Source organism: Rubneribacter sp., from assembly GCF_965361815.1.
The window spans coordinates 11215-34337 of the sequence record NZ_CBDTNW010000012.1 but is presented as its reverse complement, the minus strand read 5'-3'; the positions used below and the strand labels follow the sequence as shown (position 1 = coordinate 34337).

Genomic DNA, 23123 nt, shown 5'->3' with positions numbered 1-23123 from the left:
GCATCCCGAGCGATGCGACCCGACCCCGTATGGACAAGGTCGCTGTCGTACTCCACGTCCAATCGGGCCTCGGACCAAAACATATCGCACACGTAATACCCGTTCGCGGACGCTTTGCGGCCGCTGCGATCGATGTCGACCCGATGGTTCAGAAGGGGCATCGGCAAGCCGTACCCTCCGAAGCGAGGCGGAAGGCACAGCAGCAAGACGACGACCGCCTCCATAGGAGAACGCGCGTCGTCGCGCACGTAGGCAAGCGTTCGACCAAGCGCCCTCGCACCCTTCGCACCCTTCATGACCCTGGCGAACCTGACCAGTTGCGCGCGGGTGATCAAGGGATCGCAATCGACGAATCCGCGCGGATCATCAGGGTAAAGACGGTAACCGCCACAGAATTCAAGACAGAGCTCGGCAAGACGGGGCAAGGGCAGCTTCCTCGCTCCGTGCAGAAGACAGAGTCCGGGACCCTCCACGAGCAATCCATCCGGCGCTTCAAGCACGAAGCGAGGTGCCGTACGCACCGGAGCCGCATGGCAGACCACGCCCTCAAGCAAACGGCGCTCCGAAGCGTCACCCACCAACAAATGAACGGGGCGTTCGAGAAAACCGCAGCCCGCATGCCCCAACCGCCCGACCTCCTCCGAGCGGGGAACAAGAGACGGCAGCCGTCGCCCCTGAAGCGGGGCAAGCCGCAGCGAAGACGCCCCCGCCTCGCGCAGGTAGGCAACAGCGGATCGATGGCTCAAGCAGAGCGTCATCGTTCCGAAGAAGCGACGCGGATCCGGCGGAAAGAACCCGTCGGGCGGTGCGCTCTTCCTATCTCCGCCCCCTTCAGCAGCTGGATCAACCGCATGGTTTCCATCCCCTCTCTAACCGTCCTGCACTCATTCGATAATAACATGCTTGAACTGCTGTTTCTTTTGCAAAAAAGCCATACGTCTCCAGCGCCAACCCAACGCGGATTCGGCAGATCGTCCGCAAAATCCAACGCGGTTCCAATGTCGATCCAACGCGGATCAAGCACCCCTAATGAACGCATCGAGAATTCCCGACAAACCTCGGAGCGCCTTGCTGCAACCCTGCGGGAATATCCCCAGAGGCCCCTCTCAAACAGATTCTTAAAAGGCCGCGCCCTCTCCGATAAGCCAGGATTGACATAGGCCGGCCGAACTTGCAGGTTGGCCGCAAATGACGCCCTGTGGCACTCCGGACAGTCAATCCGGCCCTCGCTGGGCCGTGTGATTCGCGCGAACCAGGGTTTCTCCAGGCGGGAAGGGGCTGAGGGCAGAGAACCGGCCCCTCGCGTGCCGCAGGGCGCTGTTTGCGGCCAACCTTGCGGGCGGCCTTTCGACGAGCCGCCGCCGGCGCGGACCCGCGTCGGCGGGTTTTCGCTCGACGAGTCGACCCGGCCTATGTCAATCCCGGTTTCTAGCAGAGAGGGTGCGCCGAAACGGCAGAAAACGCGTCTTGTGCATAGATCCGGAAGGGTCAGACCTGCATCGAGGATTTGCGACCTGGCGTGTTGCCGACGGGGAAGTGCAGCGCGTCCGCTTCGATCGGTAAAACCTATGCACAAGACGCGATCCGTGCCACTTCGGGCCGAACTCTCTGCTGAACCGCCGCTGACGCAGATCCCGTCGGTGGCGGCTTGGCGGAGAGGGACCGAATTCCGCGCCGGAAAAGCCCTCGTCGGCGGCAACGCGAAAGAACGGAGGCGAGGGCGTTGAAAACGGGGCGGAGGGCGGGAAGCGGGAATGGAGAACGGAAAGCAGCGCGACCGATCAGGCGCGCGTCGCGCCAACCCCTTGCTCCTCTCGTCGCCCCCACTGCTCCTCTCGTCGCGAAGCGGCTCCTGATGTCGGGCTTTTCTTGCGCGGCGCCGGGGCGGGCGCGATGATGCGCTGCGTCAGATCCGCGGCGTACGCGCCGCGCGAAGAGAAAGGGAACCGTCATGATAACCGCAAGCCAACTATCCATGCTGGTGCTGGGGCTTGGCCTCATCTGCGTGGTGAGCATGGCGCTGCACATGCGCCACGAGCGCACGCTCAAACGCGTGGAGGCGCTGGAGCAGCGCTCGGAGGAACTTGAGGCGTCGCTTGTCACCCTCGTCGCCCGCAGCACCTCCGCCGCCCCCGCGCCCGGGCACGCCGCCATATCCGGACGCGAAGGCGCAGCGATCGGGCACGCCGCCCCGGCGAAGGCCGCGGCTCCGTCCGCGTCCGCGCCCGCGACCCCGCGCGACTCCGTCCGCGCCGCCAACCCCGCCCCCGCGCCCGCCCGTTAGGAGGCCTCCATGAGCACCCTGCTCTCCACCGAGGACGTGTGCCTCAGCTTCAAGGGCAAGCGCGTCCTCGACCACCTCTCCTTCTCCGTAGCGCGCGGGGAGTGCTTCGGATTTCTCGGCCCGTCGGGCGCGGGCAAGACCACCACCATCAAGCTGCTCACGCGCCAGCTGACGAAGGACTCCGGCCGCATCAGCCTGTTCGGCCGCCCCATCGAGCACGCCACGAACGCCGACTACGAGCGCATCGGCATCCTGTCGGACACAAGCGCCCTCTACGAGCGCATGAGCATCGAGGACAACCTGCGCTTCTACGCGAAGATACGCGGCGTAACCGGCAACAACATTCCCACGCTGCTCGAGCGCATGGGACTTGCCAGCGATCGCAAGACGCTTGTGAAGAACTGCTCGAAGGGCATGCGCCAGCGCGCCGCGCTCCTGGCCGCCCTCGTGCACGGTCCCGAGCTTTTGTTCCTCGACGAGCCCACGAGCGGCCTCGACCCCGCCGCCCGCGCCGAGGTGCACAAGATGCTGCGCGAGCTGAAGGGCGCGGGCGTCACGGTGTTCCTCACCACGCACGACATGGCCGAGGCCGAGGAGCTGTGCGACCGCGTGGGCATCTTGAACGAGGGGTCGCTCGCGGCCTGCGACGCGCCCGACGCGCTGCGCCTGCGGTTCGCGCGCAACGAGGTGATCGTGCGCCTGGCCGACGGACGCATCCTGCGCACGACGAAGGACGAGTCCGGAGCCAAGGAGGTGGCCCAGGCTCTGGCCTCGGGCGCGTGCCTGTCCATCCACTCGGTGGAACCCGACCTCGAAGAGGTGTTCCTCGAGCTTACGGGAAGGGAGTTCTAACATGGATGCCGCTTTGCGCAAAACCGTCGCGCTGCTTGGGAAGGACGCCCGCGACATGGTGAGAAACCCCACCATGCTCGTATGCTGCCTGCTGCCCTTGGCCTTCATCGTCCTGTTCGACAAGACGATGGGCGCAAACGTGGACGCGAACGGCGAGGCCGCACAAAGCGCCTTCGACGCCATGATGCTGTCCTACGCGCTGCTGTTCACGTCCACGATGGTGTCGTCCATGGCCACGACCACCGCCATCGCCGAGGAGCGGGAGAAGAGCACCCTGCGCACGCTCATGCTGGCGAACGTGGGGGCGGGGCAGATCCTGCTGTCGCGCGGGATAGTGGCGCTCGCCGTCATCGCCATCGTGGACGCGGCCTGCTACCTTGCGCTGGGCCAGCCGGCCGAGGGGCTTGCGGCGTTTCTGGCCATCGGCATGGCGGGGTCGGTGCCCATCGTGCTCGTCTCGCTGCTCATGGGCCTGGCGGCACGCGACCAGATGTCGGCGGGGCTTTTGAGCATGCCCATCCTGCTCGTGGGCATTGCGCCCATGCTCTCGCCCTACCTCGACGGGTTCTCGGAGATCGCCGTATACCTGCCCACCGGAGGCATGAACGAGCTGGGCGCGCTCCTGGCGAAAGGCGCGCTGCTCACCCCCGACGCCCTGCCGCCCGTCCTCGGCATGCTCGCCTGGATAGTCGCGGCCGGGGCGGCCTTCGCGCTCGTCTACCGCCGGCTTTCCCGGGACAACTGACGCGCGGCCGGGATCGCCGCCCCCCTGCCGCGCGACCGCCTTTGACGACGCGGGCAACCCGGGCGCAGGCCGCCGCGAGCATGCGCCGGCGCGAGGCGCTGCGGGACCCGTGCCGGCACGGGCGCAGTCCGGCGCGGACGCGGGTCCCGCAGGCGCGGTCCGGCGCATCGCCATCGCGCCCGCCCGCAAGGCACCGGCCCTCAGCGCTCAGCGCAAGACGGCTCGCGCAAGCCGCATGCCTCTCCCCGCACGCCCCTCTCATCGCGCACCTCCCATCTATCTGGGATTTTGCAAATCGCGCTGGATCGGCGACAGAATCCGGCTGGATCCGCGTCAGAGTTCGGCTTGACTCCCGTCGAAAGCGCGAAAAAAGCGCGGGGAAGGCGCGTCGGATCCACGCAAGATCCAAGCGGTTTTTCGCTGGACGTGCGTCATCTGCGCGCTGGACGGCCTCGCTATGATGGGAGCACGGCGCCAAGGCGGTGCCGCCATCGGCAAGAAAGGGAGGGGCCATGGATCGGCATCGCGCAGACGACCGTACGGCGCAAGGGCGGGGTCCCGGGGAACCGGGACCCTCCCGCCGCGCGCGACAGGAGAAGACGGCTTTCTCGTTCGTCTTCGCCGTGGCGGTGGCGCTTGCCGCGTGCCTGCCTTGCTGCGCCCCGCAGCCCGCCCTCGCAGCGCCAAACTCCATCAGCGGCACATGCTACGTGGAGTGCCTGAACCCAGAGATCGACGGCGCCCAGGGCGGCAACGTGTTCGCCGTGAGCTTTCCCCAGTACGGCATCGAGGCCACGGGGTACTGCACCTCCGGGCCGTTGTACGGCACGCCCGTGCCAGGGCACTACCCCTTCACGGGCACGCGCGCAGACGACGGCGGCTACCTCATAGCCATCGACTGCTCGGGGGCGCAGATGTACCCCAACCACTCCTCGCCCTTCGGCCCGCAGAACGTCGGTGGCTTCTCCATCTACCTATATGGGAACGTGGAGCTTGTCAAGCGCGGTCCCGAAGGGTACGCCGAGGCCGTGCCCGAGGCCACGCTCGCGGGCGCGCGCTACGAGCTGGCAACGCCCGACGGCGCCGTGCAAGCCGTGCTGACCACCGACGCCGACGGACGGGCGACGGCCGCAGACGTGCCGAACGGCACGTACACGCTGCGCGAGACGGAGCCCTCGCACGGCTACGGCCTGGACGCGGGACCGCAGACCGTCCTCGTCAGAGGAGGCGAGACGACGAGGGTGGAAAGCCGCGAATCCGCGCTTGCGGGCGCCATCGAGGTGGCCAAGTCCTCGTCGTTGCCGGGCGTCACAAGCGGCAACCCCTGCTACTCGCTGGCCGGCGCCGTCTACGGCGTGTACGCCGACGCCGCATGCGAGCGCGAAGTGCAGCACATCGTCACCGGCGCGGACGGGCGCGGGCGCGGCGAGGCTGCGCTCTGGCCGGGCGACTACTGGGTCAGGGAGATCGAGCCGCCCGCCGGCTACGCCCTCGACAAGCGGGCCTATCCCGTGCGCCTCTCCGTCGAGGACTGCCGGCGGGGCGTGGCCGTGCGGGCAGACGCGGTCGACGAACCCCAGCTCGCGCCTGCGGACGTTGCGGTCGCCAAAGTGGACGCCGAGACGGGCCTGGCCGTCCCGCAAGGCGACGCCGCTTTGGCCGGGGCCGTCTTCCTCGTGGAGCACTACGCGGGCACGTTCGCCACGCCGCAGGAGGCGGAGGCGTCGGGCCTCTCCCCCACGCTCTCGCTCACCGTCGTCACCGACGAAAGCGGCGTCGCGCGCATCGACCCCGCCTCGCTGCCGGCGAACTCGGCAGGTTCGGGGCTGCCGCTCGGCACCCTCGTCGTGCGCGAGGTCAAACCGCCCGAGGGCTACCTTCTGCCCAAGGACGCCGCCCTCGCCTGTCCGGTGACATCTGCGGGCGCAGGGCCGCTGGACGCGCTGTTCCAGGCGCCCGCAGTGGCCGAGCAGGTCGTCCGCGGCGACGTGGCTGTGCTCAAAGTGGGCGACGGCGAGGGCACCATGGGCGAGCAGAGCGACAAGCGCCCGTTGGCCGGCGTGGCCTTCGACATCCTACGCGCCGCCGACGCCGCGCCCGTCGCCCGCATCGTCACCGGAGAAGACGGCAGGGCCACCACCGCCGACCTGCGCGAGGATGGTCAGACAGGCGCGCTTCCCTTCGGCGACTACCTGGTGCGGGAAGACCCCGCCACAACGCCTGCAGGCTACGAGCCGGCCGAAGACCTCCACGTCACCGTAGCCGAGGACGGACGCACGTACGCCTACACGGTAAAGAACGAGACGGGCGCCGTCGTGCGCGTGGTCAAACGCGACGCGGGCACGGGCGAGCGCGTGGCCGGACGCATGGCCTTCCGCATCTTGGACGAACGGCGCCAGCCCCTCGCGTTCCAGGTGGGAGCGGGCGGACCCATTGTCAGCGAGTTCTCCACCGACGAGGACGGCGTCTGCACGCTGCCCGACAAGCTCAACGGCGGAGGCGTCTACTACCTGCAGGAGACCGCGCCGCCGCCCGGCTACGTGCTCTCCGACAAGCCCGTGGCGTTTCGCCTGGCCGACCGCGACGAGGAGGGCGTGATCGAGGTGACGGTGGAGGACGTCCCCCAAACCGGGCGCATCGAGGCGGAGAAGGTCGATGCCGCCAGCGGCGCGCCCGTGGCGCAGGCCGGCATCGTCTGGGAGGTGCGCGCGGCGCGCGACGTGATCACCGCCGACGGCACGCTGCGCGCCCGCGCGGGCGAGACGGTGGCGCGCCTGGAGTCGGACGCGAACGGCGCAGCGGCGGTGGAGGGCCTTCACCTGGGGGCGTACGAGATCGTGGAGGAGCAGGCCCCCGTCGGCTACGTGCGGGCCGAAAGCCCCTTGGCCGTGGAGCTTGCCTACGGCGATCCCGCGGCCCCCAGCGTCTCCGTCCAGGTCGTCGCACCCAACCGGCGGACGGCAGGCGTCGTTGAGCTGCGCAAGTCCGACGCCGCCGACGGACGGCCCCTTTCGGGCGCGGTCTACGAGGTGCGCGCGGCGCGCGACGTGGTCCTTCCCGACGGCTCGACGGCCTTCGCGGCCGGTGAGACGGCATGCGCGCTCCTCACCGACGAGGAGGGGCGGGCGCGCAGCCCGCAGCTGCCCCTCGGCTCCTACGAGGTCGTGGAAACCAAGGCGCCCGAAGGCTACCTGATCGACCCCGCCCCGCACCTGGTCGAGCTCGCCTACCAGGGCCAGGATGTCCCCCTTGTGCAGACGGCGCTCGACCTGGCCGACGAGGCCGCCCCCGCAGAGGAGCCGGGCGCCGCAGCGCCTGCGGGGCCCGTCGCCAAAACCGGCGACCCCGCCCGCGCGCCAGGCGCGGCCGCCTTGCTCGCGGCAGCCCTCGCGCTCGCTGCAGCCGCATGCGCGGGGAAGGGCCGAAGGCCGAAGCGGGGATGCCATCCCGACCCCTCCCTTGACCGATAAATTCTTAATAGTTTATATTTTGGGGGTCAAAATGACGGAGAAATCAAGGGACACGCGCAGGGTGGCGGCGCGCCTGCTTCGGGAAGGATGGGTGCGCAGACGGGGCAAGGGCGACCATGTAAACTTCTCCAAACCTGAGCGACCGGCCTTGATCACCATCGACATGGGCAAGAAAGAACTCGACAAAAACGCGTACCGGCGCATCTCCAAACTGGCTGGATGGGAATGAGGGACGCGAGGATAGGAGCGGGGCATGACGAAACGCATCTATGGGGCAGTGGTAAGACAGTCTGCGAACGGCGGGTTTTGGGCGGAGGCCCCCGACCTGCCCGGTTGCTTCGGCCAAGGAGCCACGTTCATGGAGGCCGTTGAGAGCGTTCGCGACGGCATTGAGACGCATCTGGCCGCCCTCGCCGAAAACCAGCTGGACATCCCGGAGGCGACGGAGGTGGACGCCGCCGACGGCAAGGTGGTGTACCTGCTCGTCGAACCCTTCCCCTCGCTCGGCGAGCCTGCGGTGTCGGCTGCGGAGGCCGCGCGAAGACTCGGCGTCAGCCCTGCTCGCGTCTCGCAGCTCATCAAAGCGGGAAAGCTCGCGGCGCGACGCAGCGCCGAAGGTACCTTGGTCGCGCTCGCAAGCGTAGAAGAGTACGCGAGAAGCCCCCGCCTCGCCGGCCGCCCCAAGCGCCCAGCCCCCGCAAACCAAAAAGAGCCCGCCCTCAAGTCATGATGGTCCGCGCACCAGGCGCGGCCGCCTTGCTCGCGGCAGCCCTCGCGCTCGCCGCAGCCGCATGCGCGGGGAGGCGCAGGAGGCGGTCGGCCCCCTTCAAGTCCTCTTCACAAAACCATAAATACTATTTATAATTAATGAGTCGAAGTGGTGACCATGGTCAAGCGAAAGGATGTGCTGGCCTTCTTCGAAGAGAACGGATTTGAGAACCGGGGAGGAAGAAACCACGACCTCCTTCTGCATCCCGACGGACGCAGAACCGTGCCGGGACGCCACCGGGAGATCAGCAACATCATGTTCGAGGAAATGAAAAAGCAAGCGGGCATCTTGCGGCCCCGAAGGCGAAGGGAATGAGCGCTATGACCCACGTGTACGAGTTCGAGGTGTTTCACGACGAAGAATTTCTGTTAGCGCTGCCTTTCGACTTCGAGGGGGGAACGCAGGGCATCGACCATCGCGACCTCGCCGAAAACGCGGCGGATTGGCTGAAAACGATGATCGAGTTCAGCGCGATGCGCGGAGAGCCGCTGCCCGGGCCGACGTTCGGGAACGAACCCCGTCGCAAAGGGAGCATCATGCTCGTGGCGGTGGACGCCGGCCTGCACACCATCCCGCGCATGACCGCCGCCGAAGCGGCGCGCGCCCTTGGCGTCACCCCGGCACGCGTAAGCCACATGATACGCGACGGCCAGCTGGACTCGTTCCGATACGGGCACAACACCTGGGTGTCCCGCCATCACGTGGAGGCCCTGATGAAAAGCCGTCGCCCTCCCGGCCGACCGCACCGCGCGAAGGACCCCGCCGAGAAGCGTCCGGCCCCCGCAAACCGAAAAGAGCCCGCCCTCAAGGCATGATGGTCCGCGCGCCAGGCGCCCGCGCTGCACGGCATGCGCCGGGAAGCGAACGCGGCGCCCGCCCCTCCCCCGACGCGACCGGAACGCAAAACGCGCATGCCCGCGCGTCGTGACCCAGGCCGCCCCGGAAGCCGACTCCGCCCTTTTCGACGCGCGCCCGGAAACGCGGCCCGTCCCGACCTTGCGAGATCACTGCCTCCCGCCCCCCCTGGCGCGCAAAAAAGGCGCCGCCCGAAACCAGGCGGCGCCTTTGGCGTTGCGAAGGCGCGATGCCCGCGCGTCAGTTGCCCGCCGCGCGCGCGGCCTGGTACGCCTCGACGAGCTTCTTGGTCACGTCGGCCGGAGCCGGCTCGTAGCCCTCAAGCTCGATGGAGTACGAACCCGACCCGCGCGTGATGGAGCGCAGGTCTTTTGTATAGGTGACCACCTCGGCGTAGGGCACGCGCACCATGATGACCGTCTCGCCCGCGTCGTTGGAGTCGGTGCCCACGATGCGGCCGCGGCGCGTGGAGATGTCGCCCATCACCGCACCGGCGTACTCCTCGCCCACCGTCACATCGAGGTTGGCCATGGGCTCGAGCAGGATGGGGTCGGCCTTCTCGCACGCAGCGCGGAAGCCGATGCGCGCGGCCGTCTTGAACGCCATTTCGTTGGAGTCCACCGAGTGATACGAGCCGTCGTACACGGCGCACTTGACGTCCACCATGGGATACCCCGCCAAGAAGCCCTCGGCCATGGCGTCCTGCACGCCCTTGTCCACCGCCGGAATGAACCCGCGCGGTATCTTGCCGCCCACGATCTCGTCCAGAAACTCGTAACCGGCACCAGGGTTAGGCTCCAGGCGCAGCCAGCAGTCACCGAACTGCCCCGCGCCGCCGGTCTGCTTCTTGTGGCGGCCCTGCGCCTCGGCGGTCTTGCGGATGGTCTCGCGGTACGGGATGCGCACGTCCACCAGCTTCGCCTCCACGCCGGTCTGCTCCTTGAGGCGCGCGAGCAGCGTCTCCACCTGCGCCTCGCCCATGGCGGTGAGCACGGTTTGGTGCGTCTCCTCGCTACGGCTCACGCGCAGCGTGGGGTCGTTCTCAACCGCGCGCGCCAAAAACGCGCCCAACTTGTCCTCGTCCTTCTTGTTCACGGCCTCGATGGCCACAGGATACTGGGGCGTGGGCAGGGGCAGGGGGTCGATGGCCACCTCGCCCGACTTCGACAGCGTGTCGCCGGCGCGCGTCTCGGTGAGCTTGGGCACCACGATGATGTCGCCGGCCTTGGCGCTCTTCACGTCGGCGGTCTCCTTGCCCATCATCACGTAGAGGTGCCCCAGGCGGTCCTTCTTGCCCGTGCGCGCGTTGATTAGCTCCATGCCCGGCTCCAGCACGCCGGATATGACCTTGAGGAAGCTCAGGCGCCCCACGAAAGGATCCGACACCGTCTTGAAAATGAACGCCGCCGGCTCGCCTTCCTCGTCCACGAACGTGACCTCGCCGTTTGCCAAGCGGAAGCGGCCGTGGTGGCGCGGATGCGGGAAGTAGGTGCAGATGTCCTCCATAAGCCCCTGGATGCCCTGCTCGATGATGGTGGAGCCCACGAACACGGGGATGAACAGCTCCTGGGCGATGGCCTTGTCCAGCAGCTGCTCGAGTTCGGCCTGGGTGAGCTGCTCCTCGCCGTCGAGGTACTTCATCATGAGGTCGTCGTCGGCTTCGGCCACCAGATCGCACAGCTTGTCGCGAGCCGTCTGCGCGGCGTCGGCGTAGTCGGCCGGGATGTCCTCCACGCGCTCGCCGTCGCCCCCCTGGTCGAAGTAGCGCGCCTTCATGCGGATGACGTCGATGACGCCCTTGAAGTCGGCATCCACGCCGATGGGGATGGTCACCGGGCCCAAGCGCGAGCCGAAACGCGCGTGCAGAAGCGCCATGGCGGTGTCGAAGTCGGCGTTCTCGCGGTCGATGTGGTTGATGAACACGGCGCGCGACAAGCGCATATCCTCCGCCTCGCGCCACAGTTTGGTGGTCATGACCTGCGGCCCCGCCACGGCGTCCACCACGAAAAGCGCCATCTCGGCAGCCTGCATGGTGGCCAGCGTGTCGCCCACGAAATCGGGATGCCCCGAGGTGTCCAGCAGGTTGATCTTGTAATCCCTGTACGGAACGGGGGCGATGGAGGTGCCGATGGTGAACTTGCGCCGGATCTCCTCCTCGTCGTAGTCGAGGTAGGATTTCCCGTCGTGGGTCGTGCCCATGCGGGGCGTGCGACCGGAGACGTGCAGCATCGCCTCGGCCAGCGATGTCTTGCCGGCGCCGTCTTGGCCGACGAGCACGATGTTGCGCACATGTTCGGTAGCGGGAGCTGCCATGTTGACCACCAACTTTCCTGTTGAGTGGCCCACGCCGTTGCCGTTTTCGCCAAGGCGCGAACCACAGTCGAGCCTTACCCAACACACTCTCAAACGCGAACAAAAACCTCGTGGCTCACAGTGTATCGCATCCGGCGCTTCCCGCGCCCGAGAACGGAGGAATTGAAAGGACAGGACGCCTTGGCATGCACCGCCCTGGACGCGCCGCACGCCGCCGCGCCGCCGGTTCTGGAGGGCGCGAGGACGACGCGTTACCGAACGGTGACGAATCCGACCAATCGGACGCATCACGTCTCCCGCAGCCTCGCAACCCCTATATAATTAATGAGGAAAACGCAACCGGAGGCAAGCCTTTTCGCATGGCGAGCAAATCGGGCAAGCAGGAAAGCATGACCGCCGAATACGCGACCGCATCGAGTCAAGGAGGGATCATGGATATAGCAAACGCGAAAGAGGCCGCTCAAAAAGCCCTTGAGTACACTCGCGATCTCGTACCCGGGGCAAAGTATGCGGCACTCGAAGGCATAGACTTCGATGACCACGACAACACCTGGAATGTTATCGTGGGATATTTGCTCGAGGACGACATCCCCTTTTCCGCCTTGGCCGCCGCAACCGTCCCGCTCATGGAGAAGAGAACGTACAAAAAGCTTATCATCGATCCCAGCACGCTGGAGTTCAAAGGCATGAGGCCTTATGACGTCGCCCGCGCAACTCGCTCTTGACGCCAACATACTGGTGCTACTCGTTGCAGGATTGACCGACGAAAGCATTATTCCCCGACACAAGCGCCTCAAAAAATACGATCCCGAAGATTTCAGTCTCCTTATGCGGATTCTTCTTCGTTACAAAACGCTCATCGTGACCCCGGGAGTTCTCGCCGAATGCTCCGATCTTCTCAGATACGATCGCGCATCGAAGGACCGAACCTGCACGACGCTCCATCGGATGCTGACGGACTCGGACGCATTGCTGGAAATATACCATCCCACTAAAGAAGCGGCGCTCATGCGCGAGTCGACATGGCTCGGCCTTGTTGATGCCGGCCTGCTTAAAATCGTGGACGACGGCATTCCGCTCATCACCGATGATTTCGCTTTGTTCGCGCAGGCTTGCTGCAAAAACAACGAATGCATTAACTTCGACGCGACAAGGCTCAATTGATCTCATTGCACATCGAAAAGACACTGCGGGCGCACATGGACGACTGCGCCGCATGCCGCCGCCGTGCCGTCAGTCTTGGAGGGCGCGAGGACGACGCGTTACCGAACGGTGACGAATCCGCGATCCGGGCGCCCAACCGAAGCGCGCGAGCCTCCCTCCCCCTATAATCGAGGGCAAGGCCGAAAGGCGAGAGACCGAGGAGCACCATGAACGCATCCGGAACCATCATCGACGTCGATCCCGTGGAAAGCGCCCGCGACGGCGCGGGGGCGGCCGCAGGCGGCTTCAAATCCCCCTCTTACGGCAGGCGCGGCGCCGCAGCCTCGTCGGAGGACGCCGCGCACGCCACGGTGATCGGAGGCGGAAGAGCGCAGCGGGCGACGGGCAAGATGGCCGGCGTCGCGCAGGCTGCGGCGGGCGGCGCGCTCGTGCTCGTGGGAATCCCCATGCTCATCCTGCCTGGACCCGGCCTGCTCGCCATCGGCGGAGGCGCGGCCCTAGCCGCAAGCGGCATCAAGAAGATGCGCGGACGGTAATCGAGGCGGCCGAGCCAAGCCGAGCCCCAACCCGGCCGCCGCGCCTCCGCGCGGCCGTCGCATCCGCGTGCCCGGCCCGCCCCTTCAACTTGGGCATCGGCCCCGCACGACACCACATCCCGCACGGCGTTGCGCCCCGCACGGGCGCCGCAGGCCGATCATCAACGACGGCGCGAACCTCGAACCCGCAAGCGTCGCCAAAAACGAAAAAGCCGACGACGCCCCGGCATCCGACCCGTTGAGCCCGCCCGCACGAAAACGATGGGAAACCGGAGGCGCCATGCTATAATTATGCTCGATCAACCATAATTGGGCACATCGGCGAATCCAGGGGAAGAGGTCATGGCAGCGCTCCTGTCCAACACACGCATCCACGCACGCCGCATTCGCCTTGAGAACAGCACGGACGCACGCCTCAAAGCCGCGACCGTGCCGTTTGCGGGCTTCTGCTCGTTCGCGTGCTTCTCGCAGCTCTACGAGAACAACCTGCTGCTCGGCAGCGTCTCTGCGTTCAACTACAGCTTGCATGAAGGCGCTGCGCACCTCGCGGTCCTGATCGCGCTTGCCTTGGCGGGCCTCGTCCGCCGCTGGACGCCCTCCCCCGCGCTAACGCAGGCGTTCGGTTTTCTGGGCGCCGCCGGCATGGTTGCACAGCTTTCGGCCTCCGACGGGATCGTCGTCTCGTTCGGAGCGGCTGCGACGGGCGCATCCTTGGCAGGGCTTGCCGTGGCATGGGGCGCGCGCCTCGCACGGCAAAGCGCGCGCATCGTGATTCCGTTCGCCTTGGGAGCGTTTTTGCTCAGCATGGTGCTGTGCCTCCTCTGCTTTCAGGCGCCCGGCCCTGCAACCGCGGTCTGCGCCATCTTGACACCCGTCGCGTCGGGAGCGCTGCACGCCAGAGGAGGCGCCCAAGGCCCCGAAGCCGCAAAGCCCGGCCGCACCGTCACGGCAACGCACCCCGAGGCGACCGCATCCGTGTCCTGGCCGCTCGTCGCCACGTTGGGGATGTGCTGCTTTTTGGGCTACGCGTTCGCAGGCATGACGCTGAACCCGTACTGCTTCCAGTCGGCGTCAGTGTCGCGCTACCTGTACTCGTTCGCCATCTCGGCGTTCCTGACGTTGCTCGCCTGGTCGCTTGCAGCGCGCAGACCCAAGGCGAACCTGCTGTTCATCGCCCCACTCGCCCTGCTGTTGACAGGGCTGCTTCTGCTCTCCACCGGCGTGCTGGGCTCCATCATCATGCCGCTCGGCCTGATCTTGGCGGCCAGGACGTGCTGCCTGGCGCTGTGCTGGGCGGCGCTTGCGGGCCTCGCCCGGGAGCGCTCCGTCCCGCCCGTAACGCTCTACGGACTGGGATTCGTCGTGTGCGACGGCACGCTCGGGCGCAGCCTCGGGCAGATGGCCAGCAGCAACATGAATCTGAGCTTCCCCGACATCGCATTGGCGGCGTCCGCGTGCATCGTGGCGCTCGCCCTGCTCTACGCGCTCGCCACCGCATCCCACCTTGATTCCGCCGCATCTGCGCAACCGCGTCCGAACGCTTTCCGGCCAGGCGGGCGCGAGACTTCCCCATCGCTTGCGACCCCCTCGGCCTTGGCAGGGCCGCAAGCCTCCGCGCCTTCCCCCGCAGCCGGGGACGCGTCCCCCGGACCGGCCGCATCCCCGGCTATGGCCGCCGTTTCGCCCGCGGCGCCGACCGCGACGGTCACCCCTCCCGCCGCTCCCACGATGTCCCAGCTTGTTGCCGAGGCGCAGCGCCTGCAGGAGGAGCGCCTGGATGACTTCGGCCTCACGAAGCAGGAGCAGCGCGTCGCGCGCCTCGTCTTGCAGAACATGACCTACCAAGACATAGCCGAACAATGCGGCATCTCGCTGCGCACCGTGAAGTTCCACGCGAAGAACCTCTACCGCAAAGCCGGCGCCGAGAACCGCCACGAGTTCGAACTCCGCATGCGCTCTGACGGCTAGGAACCTCGAAGCGCTCCGAGGACCCGACCAAAAGCCCAAGGGCCCAAGGCGGGAAAACTCCTCCTGCGCGAGGAAAGACTCCTGTGCGCGAAAAACCGCCGCCCTCCGTCAAACCGCCGTTGGCGCGGGTCGGCCGCCCCCGCAGGTTGGCCGCAAACGGCGCCCCGTCCGCGCCCCGCTCACTCGCCCGGCGTCAGGCTCGACACGTCCACGCCGGCCGTCTCCAGGATGTCGGCCAGGTCCTCGTCCTCAAGCTCTATGCGGTAGAACAGCCGGTAGAACGAGCGCGTCTCCTCCACCAGGTCGATGTCGGCGGTGTGCTCGGGATAGAGCAGCTTGAGCACCAGCAGGCACCCCAGAAGCCGCACGGCCGAAGGCGGGCGGCCGAACCACGCGAAGGGGGACTGCGGAAGCCGATAGACCGCCCCTTCCCGCACGCAGGGAACGTTTCGCCAGTTGGCATCCGCCAGGATCTCGCCGTAAAGGTCCGAGCTCTCCGAATCCGACATGCTGTATTCGCTCACAAGCACCGCGTCGGGATCCCACTGGATGATCTGCTCCAGGTTCACGGTGGGCATGCCCATGCCCTGCCCGGCGGTTCCGGGTAGGTCGGCCACGTTGTCGGTGGCGATAAGCTCCAGCGCGTCGGTCACGTGCATGCTGCCCACAGGATCGGTGGACAACCCGCCCACTCCCTGCGCGATGTAGACGCTCTTGCGCGCCTCTGCGGGAACCTGCGCCGTGCGCTCGCGGATGTAGGCCAGCTTCTCGGCGCAGTAGGCCGCCAGCTCCTCGGCGCGCTCCTCGCGCGCGAGCAACCGCCCCACGTAGCGGTACATCTCGGCGCACTGGCGGATATCGTAGTCGATGAGCAGCGTGGGCACGCCCGTCTCGTCGCGCACGTCGTCGGCCATGCTGCGGCCCACGTCGTCGGCGGTCCAATAGCACAGGATAGCCTGGGGGCTTTGCCGCACGATCTCCTCGTCGTTGGGCGTGGCGCCCGAACCCATCCACACGCCCAGCGTGGGCAGGTTCAGATACACCTCGGGAATGTACTTGCGGTTGTCGCCGGTGGGTCGGAAGTTCCACCCCACCAGCAGATCCGGATCCAGCAGGTAGATGTCCACCGTGCCGATGGGGTTGCTGCAGAACACCCGCTCGATGCTCTCGGGCACCGCCACCTCGCGCCCTCCCATGTCCTCGATCACGCGCAGGTTGCCCGTGAGCGCGTCGCACCCCGAAAGCGCCGGCATCCAGCCCGCCAGCGCAAGGCCCGCCGCGCACCCCGCGCCCATCCGCACGAACTCCCGCCGGCCCATCGGCCGCGCCCCGCGCGCCATGTCCGTGCGCGCCCCACGCGCCGCTTTTGCGCGCGGCCCGTTCGCCGCGCCGTCCGCGTCCCGTCTCTCCATGGCCTACCCTTTCCTCGTCATCAGGGGGACGCACGCCAGCGACGACGCGCCCCCGCCTCCTTCGCCCGCGCCCTCGCCGGCGCTGCCCACGCGCCCCACGGCCACCGGCACACCGTACAGCCCGCTCATCGCAGGCGCTGTCAGCATCTCGCGCGCGGAGCCATGCGAAAGCGCGCCCCCACGCCCCAGGCACAGCACCTCGCCGTCCAGCAGGAAGGCGTGGTTGGGATCGTGCGTGGTCATGACCAGCGCCATGCCCTGCTCGGCCAGATCCAGCATCTGCTCCAAAAGCCGCGCTTGGTTGCCGAAGTCCAAGCTCGCGCACGGCTCGTCCATCACCATCACGCGCGGCTGCTGCGCCAATGCCCGCGCGATGAGCACCATCTGCCGTTCCCCGCCCGAAAGCGACGCGTAGTCGCGACGCGCCAGATGCCCGATGCCCATGCGCTCGATAGCCGCGTCGGCCAGCTCGTCGTCGCGCGCCGAGGGGGCCGAAAGCCCCGATAGGTGCGGCGTGCGCCCCATGAGCACCACATCGTGCACCGAGAACGCGAAGCTGGGCACGTGCATCTGCGGAATGTAGGCCACCTCGCGCGCGAACTCCCGCCGCGACCAGGCCGCCGTGTCGCGCCCGCGCACCCGCACCGCGCCCGCAAGCGGCTGCAGAAAGCCCAGCAAGGTTTTGAACAAGGTGGTCTTGCCCACGCCGTTGGGGCCCAAAAGCGCCAGCACCTGCCCGGCGTCCAGCCGAAACGACACGTCCGACACCACCGCGCGCGACCCGTAGCCGCACGAAAGCCCGCGCGCCTCGAGCGCCGGCGCGTCCGCACGCCGCTCGTCCACCGTCATCGCTCCCCCCTCCTCTGCCGCGAGATCAGGTACACGAACAGCGGCGCGCCGATGATGGCCGTGAGTATGGACAGCGGTATCTCGGTGGTGTACACGCTGCGGCACACGTCGTCGACCGCCAGAAGGAAGCTCGCGCCCAAAAGCAGCGACGCCGGAACCAGCACGCGATGGTCCGGCCCCACCAGAAAGCGCGCCAGGTGCGGGATGATGAGGCCCACCCAGCCCACCATGCCCGCCACCGACACCGCCGACGACGTGACGAGCGTGGCCGCCGCCACCACCGCAAACCGCGTGCGCCCCACGTCCACGCCAAGAGAGCGGGCCTCCTCGTCCCCCAGCGCCATCACGTTGAGCCGCCAGCGCAAGGCCCACAGCAAAGCACCGCCCGCCGCAAGCGGCGCAACCAGCCAGACAAGGTCGTCCTCATGAACGTTCGATAAGCCTCCCATCAGCCAAAACGTTATCTCAGGAAGCTGGGAGTTCGGGTCGGCCACAAACTTCACGGCCGAGGTGAACGCCGTGAACAGGTTCTGCACCACCATGCCGCACAGCACCAGCACGAGCACCTGGTTCATGCCCCGCGACACGCGCTGCGACAGCAGGTAGGACGCGCCCACCGCCGCCACGCCGCACAGAAACGCGCACAGCTGCACGCCCGCGCCGCCCAGCGACAGCAGGATGCCCAAAGCCGCGCCGAACCCCGCGCCCGCCGACGCGCCCAGAAGGTCCGGCGACACCATGGGGTTGCGAAACAGCCCCTGGTAGGCGCAGCCGGCCACGGCCAGCATCGCGCCCACGCACGCCGCCGCCACGATGCGCGGCAACCGCAGGTGCACAAGCACGTTGACCGACGTGGGGTCGGGATTCGCCGAGAACAGGGCCGCCACCTCCTCCCACGAGAACTCGTAGCGCCCAAGCGCCATCGACGCCAGCAGCAGCGCCGCCAACACTGCGACGAGCGCCGCGAACACGCCGGCGACGCGCGCCCTGCTCGGCACGCCCCGGCCGTCCGCCCCCTCCCGTATGCGCATGTCGCTCATGCGGCGTCACCGCCCTCGGCCGCCGGGCTTGCGGCGGAATCGCCGTCCTCGGACGCGCCTTTGGCCGCCGCGTCCGCGAACCCCGTGACCCCCGCGCCCGGGTCGGCCCCCGCGCCCTCGACCACCCGCACCGCAAGCTCAGTCCCGTCGGCCGCGCCCGGCGCGCGCACCGTCACGCGCGCGTCGTCGCAGTCGGCCTCCAGAGAGTCGCCGTACACGGCGTTCACCGTGTCGGCCAGGCGTTGCGCGCACGTTTCGGGCAGATCGCGCGAGAACTCGTGGTTGTGCATCATCACCAGCGGAAGCCCCTCCCCGAACCAAAACCACGTGCAGCACCGCAACTGGGCGAATTGCTCCACGTCAAACGACACGGATGCCCCCGCACCCGCCGCCGCATCGGCCGCCGCAGCCTGAATGCCGCCCACCCGCACGCCCGTGGGCACCGTGAACGACACCGCCTCCGCAAGCACCGCGTTCGACCCGCCGCCCTCCGCACGCACATGCGGCAGCGCGCCGTCGGCCGATGCCGCCGACACCGACACCAACCCGTCGTAGAGCGCGTAGTACACCGAGGGCTGCGAGCCATCGGCCGCCGCAGTGGGCACCAGGCGCACCACCACCTCGCTCCCTTCGGCCCGCGCCTCCACCTCGATGGTCCGCGCGTCGGGCTTCTGGCCGTTCACCAGCACCGAAAGGTCGCTCGCCACGTCCGCGGCCGCCTCCAGCGGCGCGTCGAACGCAAGGCGGGCCTCCACGTACTGCGAGCTTTCCGTAAGATCGCTTCCAGCCGAGATGCCCGCGCGCTCAAAACGCGGCGAGCCCTCGTCCACCACCGCGGCCGGCGTGCAGCCCGAAAGCACGATGGCGCTCACCAAAAACGCCGCGCCGGCCGCGAACAAGGCGAAGCACACCGCCGCGAGAACAGCGTTTCCCCAGTTCTTTCCCATGCGCCTCACCCCGCTACCCTGATCAGCCACTCGGGCGCGTCCTCGGCGGACACCACCAGGTAGGCCCACGCTTCCTGCCCCGCCAGCTTGCACGACAGCAGATACCCGCCGCCGTCCAAGTACAGCGTGTTTTTCGCCAGACCCAAAAGCTCGGAGATCTGGCCCGCGTCGTCGGTGGAGAACTTCGTGCCGAAATCCTGCATGGTCACGAACCGCTGCTCCACGTCGGCCCGGTAGCCCATGAAGTAGGCGCTTCGCGGCTCGGTCACCTCGTTCATGCCCTCGAAGGGCGCCCAACGCTGCACGGTGACCTCCTCCACGCAGGCCGCCGCATCGTCCAAGGACACGTACGGCGAAAGCCCCTTCTCCTCCAGCCACGCCAACGTGCGCTCGAACTCGTCGGTGAGGTACACCACCGCGTTCTCTATGCCATAAGCAAACGTCTCGGCCGCCGCATCGCCCTGCTGCGTGAACATGATCACGCCCCGGCACGCGCCCTCGGGATGGTAGCGGTCCTGCGCGCTTTGGCCGGCCACGTCGGCGGCCAGCGCGTCCAGAAGCTCCGCGCGCGCCTGCGCGTCGCAGTTCACCAGCATGGGCGCGGTGTACAGGCGGTCCGCCAGGTAGATGTCGCCCAACGCATAGGCCTGCCGCGCCGAGGAGGCCCCTATGGCCTGCGCGTCGGCGTCCTCCAAACCCGACAGGTCGCCCGACACCGCCCCGCGCGCCAGGTTGCGCCCGCGTTCCGTGCCGTCAAGCTCGGCCAGCGCCGCCAGCTCGTCGAGCGTGGCGCGGTCGTAATAGCGCACCAGCTCGCCCCCGTCGACCAGCCGGTAGCGCACCACCACGTCGTAGGGCACCACCGTGCCGCCCACATCCGCGCGATCCTCTCCCAACTCCGTTCCGCCCGTGCCCACCAGGCTCTCGTGCACGCCCCGCACCGCCTCCACGGCCTCCGCGTCGTCGAAGGAGTACTCGGCGCTGAAGTAGTAGGACCCCTCGCCCGCCGTGGCCGTCTGCAGCCGCGCGGCCAGGTAGCTGGGGCTGCCCGTGTACGACACGCTCACGCTTCGCACCTCCGAGGCGGCGGGCACGGCCTGGGCGTACCCCAAACCGCCCGCAGCCACCACGGCCAGCACGCACGCGAGCGCCGCCGTTTCGGCCCCCACCACGGCCAGCGTGCGCCGCGCAGGCGAGCGACCTTTGAGCGGCCCGCGGAACAGCACCGCCGACACCGTCCAGAACACCGCGAACGACCCGGCCACCGCCACGGCCACGCCCACCTCGGCAAGCAGGGTGAACGTGGCGCCGAACGCCGCCAACCCCACCACGATGCCCACGACCAGGGCAAGCGCCACATTGAGCCCGGCGATGCCCGCCCTCTCGCCCTTCCGACGGCAGAAGCGCCACGCTCCCAAGGCGACGAGGGCCGCCAGAGCGCATGCCCACGCGCCCAGAAACGGCCAGTTCCCCGCCAAGGGGTAGTACACGGGATGCTGCACCAAGAACTGCTGATGGTCGGCCGCCTCCTGCGCGAAGAACAAAAGCGGGTTCACCGGCGCCAGCGCCTCCAGCAGCGAGGGCGCCACCTGCACCGACCCGCCCGTCAGAAGCTCGCCGAACGCGTTGCCCACCAGCAGGTGGTCCATGACGGCGTTAAGCCCCCACGCCGCAACCGACACGCTGGCCAAAAGCGCCGCCGCGAACGCCGCCGCCTCGGCCACCGTGCCCGCCGCCGCGCAGGCGAGCACGGAAAGCGCGCACGCCACCGCCCCGACGAGCAGAAGGCCGCACAGCACGTAGCCGAACTGCCCGAACAACCCCTGCCACACGTTCAGGGCCGCCACGTTCACCGCCAGCGACGCCGCCAAGGGAACGCCGATGCCCGCCAGAAGGGCCGCCAAACACGCCGCGCAGCGCGAGCCGAACAGCGAAAGGCGCGACAAAGGCAGGCTGAGCACGGCCGTGCTCTCGCACTTCACCAGCAAAAACCGAAACGCCCGCACGCCCAGCGCCACGCCGTACACCGACGCGCCCACGACCACGGGATACGTCAGGCCCTCGGCCCAGAAGCGGAACTTCATCTGATCGTGCGTGTAGTCCAGGTTGAAGATGGACGCGTCGGGCACCGCCGCCGTGGACACCGGCATGGCCACCGCAAACGTCGCCATGGCCACCAGCAGAAACGGCGTCAGCTGCCGAAACGCCACGGCGAAGTCGTGCGCGAGCAGCGCCGCCGCCCCGTGCGAGGCCCTCCGCGCGCGCCCCTCGCGGGCCGTGCGCGCCCGCCGAGGCCCCGTCTGCGGCGCGCCGCCGCCCGGCCCCGCACCCGCGCCGCCGCGCCCGCGACCCGCGCGCCTCCCGCCGCCCGCCAAGGACGACCCAGCCAGCGCCTCCGCGCTACCAGACGAAGACTTTGTCGAGGTCATGGTCGCTCACCTCCCCCTCTTCCAGGAATATCTCCTCAAGCGAGCGCCCCGGATGCGAGGCGTGCAGGCTCTCCACGCTCTCGTCGAAGATGAGGCGCCGCCCCTCTATCATGCCCAAAAGATCGGCCACGTCCTCCAGCTCACGCAGGTTGTGCGAGCTTAAGATGACGCTGGCGTCGCGCAGGCGCGCGTAGCGGCGCAGAAGCCGCTTGAGCAGGATGCGCTTGCCCAAATCCAACCCGTCGAAGCTCTCGTCCAAAAGCAGCGTGCGCGCCCCGGTGGCAAGGCCCAGCAAAATGGCCGCCTGGCGCTGCATGCCCTTGGAGAACCCGCCCAGCTTGGCGCGCCCGTCCAGCTTGAACAGCGCGAGCAGGTTGCGATAGGTGGCGTCCGACCACTCGGGGTAGTAGCCCGCGTAGTAGGCGCGCATGGCATCCGGCGTGGCCTGCGGCAAAAAGTACGGCTCATCGGCCACGATGAACGGCGTGCGGCCCGGCGAGCGCTTTCCGTGGGCGCTCTGCCCGTCCACCAGCACCTCGCCCGCGTCGGGCAGATATACCGCCGCCACGGTTTTGAGCAGCGTGGTCTTGCCCGCGCCGTTGTAGCCCACCAGCCCGTACACGCACCCGTCGGGCACGGTGAGCGTGATGTCCTCGATGGCGGTGAAGCCGCCGTAGCGCTTCGTCACGCCCTTGATCTCTAGCATGCCCGCCTCGTTTCCCGCACCTCGTCGGGCGCAATCTCGGTCAGCTTCCCGTCGGCCAGGCGCACCACCCGCGTCGCGCGCCGCGCGAGCGCCAGATCGTGAGTGGCCATCACCACCGCATGCCCCTCCCAGGCGTAATCCAGAAGCGCCTCGGCCACCGCATCGGCCGCAGCCTCGTCCAGATCGTTGGTGGGTTCGTCGGCCACCACCGTCTGCGGGGCCAGCACCAGCGCCCGCGCCAGCGCCACGCGCCGCTTCTGGCCCACCGACAGCTGATGGGGAAAGTGGCTCGCACGGTTGAGCAGCCCCAGCCGCTCCACCAGCTCCGCGGCGCGCGCGGAGGCCGCCGCCATGTCGGCGCGGCCGAAGCACGCCGGCACCAGCACGTTGTCGATGGCGCGCAGGCTTCCGACAAGCTGGGTGTGCTGGAACACGAACCCGAAGGCCCGCGCCCGCAGCGCCGACATCTCCGCATCCGAAAGCCCGAAGACGGCCTGCCCGTCCACGAGCACCTGCCCCGCCGAGGGCGCGAGCAAAAGCCCCAGCGCCGAAAGCAGCGTGGACTTCCCCTCGCCCGACGCGCCCACCACGGCCACCAACTCGCCGGAGCGCACCGCCAGGTCGCACCCCGCCAAAACGGTCTCGCCGCCGTACTCCTTCATCACCCCCCGGGCCTCCACCAAAACCCGTCCGGCAGAATTCTCGCTCATATCTCCGCTCTCTCTCCTCTCGCAGGTCGAACACGCGCATCGGCACCGCGCCTTGCGCCCCCGGATCGAACACG

20 protein-coding genes and 1 pseudogene are annotated in these 23123 nt (G+C 68.2%); 12 read left to right on the top strand and 9 right to left on the bottom strand.

The features are described from left to right. A pseudogene (locus ACWKY3_RS00860) lies at window positions 1-296 on the bottom strand (hypothetical protein); the annotation flags it as partial. Window positions 297-1951: 1655 nt separating this feature from the next. On the opposite strand from ACWKY3_RS00860, the gene ACWKY3_RS00855 reads away from it, so the two are divergent. The 8 genes from ACWKY3_RS00855 (at window position 1952) to ACWKY3_RS00820 (ending at window position 8935) form a co-directional block, all read left to right on the top strand. Further along, the gene (locus ACWKY3_RS00855) at window positions 1952-2284 is read left to right on the top strand and encodes a hypothetical protein (RefSeq protein WP_449314533.1); all 333 of its coding nucleotides are present in this window, start codon (window positions 1952-1954) and stop codon (window positions 2282-2284) included. 9 nt (window positions 2285-2293) lie between these two features. Further along, the gene (locus ACWKY3_RS00850; RefSeq protein ID WP_449314532.1) at window positions 2294-3136 is read left to right on the top strand and encodes an ABC transporter ATP-binding protein; all 843 of its coding nucleotides are present in this window, start codon (window positions 2294-2296) and stop codon (window positions 3134-3136) included. Window position 3137: 1 nt separating this feature from the next. After that, window positions 3138-3881 (top strand): ABC transporter permease, encoded by a 744-nt coding sequence (locus ACWKY3_RS00845; RefSeq protein WP_449314531.1) that lies wholly within the window; start codon window positions 3138-3140, stop codon window positions 3879-3881. 512 nt (window positions 3882-4393) lie between these two features. Continuing rightward, window positions 4394-7351, top strand: coding sequence for a SpaA isopeptide-forming pilin-related protein (locus ACWKY3_RS00840; RefSeq protein WP_449314530.1), 2958 nt, complete (start codon window positions 4394-4396; stop codon window positions 7349-7351). Between the two features lie 61 nt (window positions 7352-7412). Next, window positions 7413-7580: a type II toxin-antitoxin system HicA family toxin gene (locus ACWKY3_RS00835; protein WP_449314529.1), complete on the top strand. Its 168-nt coding sequence runs from the start codon at window positions 7413-7415 to the stop codon at window positions 7578-7580. Between the two features lie 24 nt (window positions 7581-7604). Further along, entirely contained in the window at window positions 7605-8081 is a 477-nt protein-coding gene (locus tag ACWKY3_RS00830; protein WP_449314528.1) for a type II toxin-antitoxin system HicB family antitoxin, read from the top strand. Between the two features lie 156 nt (window positions 8082-8237). Then, a complete protein-coding gene (locus ACWKY3_RS00825; RefSeq protein WP_449314527.1) occupies window positions 8238-8435 on the top strand; it encodes a type II toxin-antitoxin system HicA family toxin in 198 nt (65 codons plus the stop codon). Next, the gene (locus ACWKY3_RS00820; protein ID WP_449314526.1) at window positions 8432-8935 is read left to right on the top strand and encodes a helix-turn-helix domain-containing protein; all 504 of its coding nucleotides are present in this window, start codon (window positions 8432-8434) and stop codon (window positions 8933-8935) included. The genes ACWKY3_RS00825 and ACWKY3_RS00820 overlap by 4 nt, the downstream gene beginning before the upstream one ends. Before the next feature lie 280 nt (window positions 8936-9215). Here ACWKY3_RS00820 and fusA read toward each other — a convergent pair whose 3' ends face one another. Beyond that, complete coding sequence (gene fusA / locus ACWKY3_RS00815) at window positions 9216-11288, bottom strand: elongation factor G (RefSeq protein WP_449314534.1); 2073 nt, start codon at window positions 11286-11288, stop codon at window positions 9216-9218. Between the two features lie 431 nt (window positions 11289-11719). Between fusA and ACWKY3_RS00810 the strand changes: the two genes are divergently transcribed. The 4 genes from ACWKY3_RS00810 to ACWKY3_RS00795 all read left to right on the top strand — a co-directional run bounded on the left by ACWKY3_RS00810 (window position 11720) and on the right by ACWKY3_RS00795 (window position 14956). Beyond that, entirely contained in the window at window positions 11720-12013 is a 294-nt protein-coding gene (locus ACWKY3_RS00810; RefSeq protein WP_449314525.1) for a hypothetical protein, read from the top strand. Beyond that, window positions 11985-12452 (top strand): hypothetical protein, encoded by a 468-nt coding sequence (locus tag ACWKY3_RS00805; RefSeq protein WP_449314524.1) that lies wholly within the window; start codon window positions 11985-11987, stop codon window positions 12450-12452. Before ACWKY3_RS00810 ends, ACWKY3_RS00805 begins: the two co-directional genes overlap by 29 nt. Window positions 12453-12658: 206 nt before the next feature. Beyond that, complete coding sequence (locus ACWKY3_RS00800) at window positions 12659-12988, top strand: hypothetical protein (protein WP_449314523.1); 330 nt, start codon at window positions 12659-12661, stop codon at window positions 12986-12988. Window positions 12989-13330: 342 nt separating this feature from the next. Further along, window positions 13331-14956: a helix-turn-helix transcriptional regulator gene (locus tag ACWKY3_RS00795; RefSeq protein ID WP_449314522.1), complete on the top strand. Its 1626-nt coding sequence runs from the start codon at window positions 13331-13333 to the stop codon at window positions 14954-14956. Window positions 14957-15135: 179 nt separating this feature from the next. On the opposite strand, the gene ACWKY3_RS00790 is transcribed toward ACWKY3_RS00795, so the two are convergent. The 7 genes from ACWKY3_RS00790 to ACWKY3_RS00760 are packed head-to-tail and all read right to left on the bottom strand — an operon-like array spanning window position 15136 to window position 23049. Then, complete coding sequence (locus tag ACWKY3_RS00790) at window positions 15136-16368, bottom strand: ABC transporter substrate-binding protein (protein ID WP_449314521.1); 1233 nt, start codon at window positions 16366-16368, stop codon at window positions 15136-15138. Window positions 16369-16371: 3 nt separating this feature from the next. Then, window positions 16372-17217 carry an ABC transporter ATP-binding protein gene (locus tag ACWKY3_RS00785; RefSeq protein WP_449314520.1) on the bottom strand — a complete coding sequence of 282 codons (846 nt, stop codon included), beginning with the start codon at window positions 17215-17217 and terminating at the stop codon, window positions 16372-16374. Then, a complete protein-coding gene (locus ACWKY3_RS00780; protein ID WP_449314519.1) occupies window positions 17214-18257 on the bottom strand; it encodes a FecCD family ABC transporter permease in 1044 nt (347 codons plus the stop codon). Before ACWKY3_RS00780 ends, ACWKY3_RS00785 begins: the two co-directional genes overlap by 4 nt. After that, entirely contained in the window at window positions 18254-19234 is a 981-nt protein-coding gene (locus tag ACWKY3_RS00775; RefSeq protein ID WP_449314518.1) for a hypothetical protein, read from the bottom strand. Before ACWKY3_RS00775 ends, ACWKY3_RS00780 begins: the two co-directional genes overlap by 4 nt. Then, the gene (locus ACWKY3_RS00770; protein ID WP_449314517.1) at window positions 19210-21633 is read right to left on the bottom strand and encodes a hypothetical protein; all 2424 of its coding nucleotides are present in this window, start codon (window positions 21631-21633) and stop codon (window positions 19210-19212) included. The genes ACWKY3_RS00775 and ACWKY3_RS00770 overlap by 25 nt, the downstream gene beginning before the upstream one ends. Next, complete coding sequence (locus ACWKY3_RS00765) at window positions 21605-22339, bottom strand: ATP-binding cassette domain-containing protein (protein ID WP_449314516.1); 735 nt, start codon at window positions 22337-22339, stop codon at window positions 21605-21607. Before ACWKY3_RS00765 ends, ACWKY3_RS00770 begins: the two co-directional genes overlap by 29 nt. After that, window positions 22333-23049 (bottom strand): ABC transporter ATP-binding protein, encoded by a 717-nt coding sequence (locus tag ACWKY3_RS00760; protein WP_449314515.1) that lies wholly within the window; start codon window positions 23047-23049, stop codon window positions 22333-22335. The genes ACWKY3_RS00765 and ACWKY3_RS00760 overlap by 7 nt, the downstream gene beginning before the upstream one ends. Window positions 23050-23123 lie beyond the last annotated feature (74 nt).

What these genes read in the sequence shown, in the direction of transcription:
- ACWKY3_RS00820 (WP_449314526.1), top strand. Translation starts at nt 8,432, where the DNA reads ATGAGCGCTATGACCCACGTGTACGAGTTCGAGGTGTTTCACGACGAA.
- ACWKY3_RS00785 (WP_449314520.1), bottom strand. Translation starts at nt 17,217, where the DNA reads ATGACGGTGGACGAGCGGCGTGCGGACGCGCCGGCGCTCGAGGCGCGC.
- ACWKY3_RS00825 (WP_449314527.1), top strand. Translation starts at nt 8,238, where the DNA reads ATGGTCAAGCGAAAGGATGTGCTGGCCTTCTTCGAAGAGAACGGATTT.
- ACWKY3_RS00810 (WP_449314525.1), top strand. Translation starts at nt 11,720, where the DNA reads ATGGATATAGCAAACGCGAAAGAGGCCGCTCAAAAAGCCCTTGAGTAC.
- ACWKY3_RS00790 (WP_449314521.1), bottom strand. Translation starts at nt 16,368, where the DNA reads ATGGAGAGACGGGACGCGGACGGCGCGGCGAACGGGCCGCGCGCAAAA.
- ACWKY3_RS00780 (WP_449314519.1), bottom strand. Translation starts at nt 18,257, where the DNA reads ATGAGCGACATGCGCATACGGGAGGGGGCGGACGGCCGGGGCGTGCCG.
- ACWKY3_RS00830 (WP_449314528.1), top strand. Translation starts at nt 7,605, where the DNA reads ATGACGAAACGCATCTATGGGGCAGTGGTAAGACAGTCTGCGAACGGC.
- ACWKY3_RS00845 (WP_449314531.1), top strand. Translation starts at nt 3,138, where the DNA reads ATGGATGCCGCTTTGCGCAAAACCGTCGCGCTGCTTGGGAAGGACGCC.
- ACWKY3_RS00760 (WP_449314515.1), bottom strand. Translation starts at nt 23,049, where the DNA reads ATGAGCGAGAATTCTGCCGGACGGGTTTTGGTGGAGGCCCGGGGGGTG.
- ACWKY3_RS00855 (WP_449314533.1), top strand. Translation starts at nt 1,952, where the DNA reads ATGATAACCGCAAGCCAACTATCCATGCTGGTGCTGGGGCTTGGCCTC.
- ACWKY3_RS00795 (WP_449314522.1), top strand. Translation starts at nt 13,331, where the DNA reads ATGGCAGCGCTCCTGTCCAACACACGCATCCACGCACGCCGCATTCGC.
- fusA (WP_449314534.1), bottom strand. Translation starts at nt 11,288, where the DNA reads ATGGCAGCTCCCGCTACCGAACATGTGCGCAACATCGTGCTCGTCGGC.
- ACWKY3_RS00770 (WP_449314517.1), bottom strand. Translation starts at nt 21,633, where the DNA reads ATGACCTCGACAAAGTCTTCGTCTGGTAGCGCGGAGGCGCTGGCTGGG.
- ACWKY3_RS00765 (WP_449314516.1), bottom strand. Translation starts at nt 22,339, where the DNA reads ATGCTAGAGATCAAGGGCGTGACGAAGCGCTACGGCGGCTTCACCGCC.
- ACWKY3_RS00800 (WP_449314523.1), top strand. Translation starts at nt 12,659, where the DNA reads ATGAACGCATCCGGAACCATCATCGACGTCGATCCCGTGGAAAGCGCC.
- ACWKY3_RS00850 (WP_449314532.1), top strand. Translation starts at nt 2,294, where the DNA reads ATGAGCACCCTGCTCTCCACCGAGGACGTGTGCCTCAGCTTCAAGGGC.
- ACWKY3_RS00805 (WP_449314524.1), top strand. Translation starts at nt 11,985, where the DNA reads ATGACGTCGCCCGCGCAACTCGCTCTTGACGCCAACATACTGGTGCTA.
- ACWKY3_RS00840 (WP_449314530.1), top strand. Translation starts at nt 4,394, where the DNA reads ATGGATCGGCATCGCGCAGACGACCGTACGGCGCAAGGGCGGGGTCCC.